Here is a 1,438-nt window from a genome sequence, read left to right on the forward strand (position 1 = left end):
GGCTCTCCTGACTCTTCCGTGGGCGTTTTCAGCGCGCCTTAACGAACGCACGCCGCTTCCTGTCTAGGTTTCTGACTGTTCAAGGAACAGAAACTTTCAGACGGGAAAACGGCGTGCGAAATGCAAGACTATGGCGAACTCTGCTCGGTGTCGAGAAAACGGTCGTCGAGGCCATCGATCTGGACGACAAAACGGGGATACTGGTCGCCTCTGTCAGGCCGACAGGCTCGATGCGGAACCGGTGCGGGATCTGCCGCCGCCGTTGCCCGAAATACGACCAGGGTCAGGGGCGACGGCGCTGGCGGGCACTGGACGCCGGGACGATCCGGGTCGAGTTGGAAGCCGACGCCCCGAGGGTGTCCTGCCGGGTCCACGGCGTGAGCGTCGCCGCCGTGCCCTGGGCCCGGCATCAGGCCGGCCACACCCACCATTTCGACGCGCAGGTCGCCTGGCTGGCCACGCAAACGTCCAAGACCGCCATCACGGAGCTGATGCGTATCGCCTGGCGCACTGTCGGCGCGATCATCACCCGGGTCTGGAACGACACGGAGAAGCTCCACGACCAGTTCGCCGGCCTGAGGCGGATCGGCATCGACGAGATCTCCTACAAGCGCGGCCACAAGTATCTGACCGTCGTCGTCGACCACGACAGCGGCCGGCTGGTCTGGGCGGCCCCGGGCCAAGACAAGGCCACCCTGGGCACGTTCTTCGACGCCATCGGGGCAGAACGCTGCGCCCGGATCACGCACGTCTCCGCCGACGGGGCCGCGTGGATCGCCGTTGTCGTGGCCCAGCGGTGCCCGAATGCGGTCCGCTGCGCCGACCCGTTCCACGTCGTCAAATGGGCCACCGAAGCCCTCGACGAGGTGCGCCGGGCCGCGTGGAACGACGCCCGTAAAGCAGCCCGGACCACCGAGGCCAGGCGCGGCCGCGGCCGGCCAGCGAAAGACGCGCCGCCCCGCCCGGACAGTGCCCGCGCAGCCGGTGTGAAGAACTCCCGCTACGCGCTCTGGAAGAACCCGGAGAACCTGACCGAGAAGCAGCAGGTCAAGCTCGCCTGGATCGTGCAGACCAACCCCACCCTCGGCCGGGCCTACTACCTCAAGGAAGGACTCCGGGTCATCTTCAAACTGCCCCACGACGAAGCCGCCGAAGCCCTCGATAAATGGGTCGCCTGGGCGCGCCGGTGCCGGATCCCCGCGTTCGTGAAGCTCCAACGCAGCATCGTCAACCACCGTGCCGCGATCCTCGCCGCGATCGAGCATGGGCTCTCCAACGGACGAGTCGAATCGATGAACACGAAGATCAGACTCATCACCCGCATCGCTTTCGGCTTCAAATCACCCGAAGCACTCATCGCCCTCGCGATGCTCAGCCTCGGCGGTCACAAACCGGTGCTCCCCGGCCGAAATTGACCCACGGAAGAGTCAGGAGAGCC

Annotated in this window: 1 protein-coding gene; it reads left to right on the top strand. The window is 66.3% G+C overall.

Annotated elements, in window-relative coordinates; translation table 11 throughout:
* Positions 1–113: 113 nt before the first annotated feature.
* Positions 114–1,415, top strand: a complete 1,302-nt coding sequence (locus QK290_RS18420; RefSeq protein ID WP_282332118.1) for an ISL3 family transposase — start codon at positions 114–116, stop codon at positions 1,413–1,415.
* Positions 1,416–1,438: the final 23 nt, after the last annotated feature.

This window comes from Pseudarthrobacter sp. AL07 (assembly GCF_029960665.1).
In the GTDB taxonomy this organism is placed as follows: domain Bacteria; phylum Actinomycetota; class Actinomycetes; order Actinomycetales; family Micrococcaceae; genus Arthrobacter.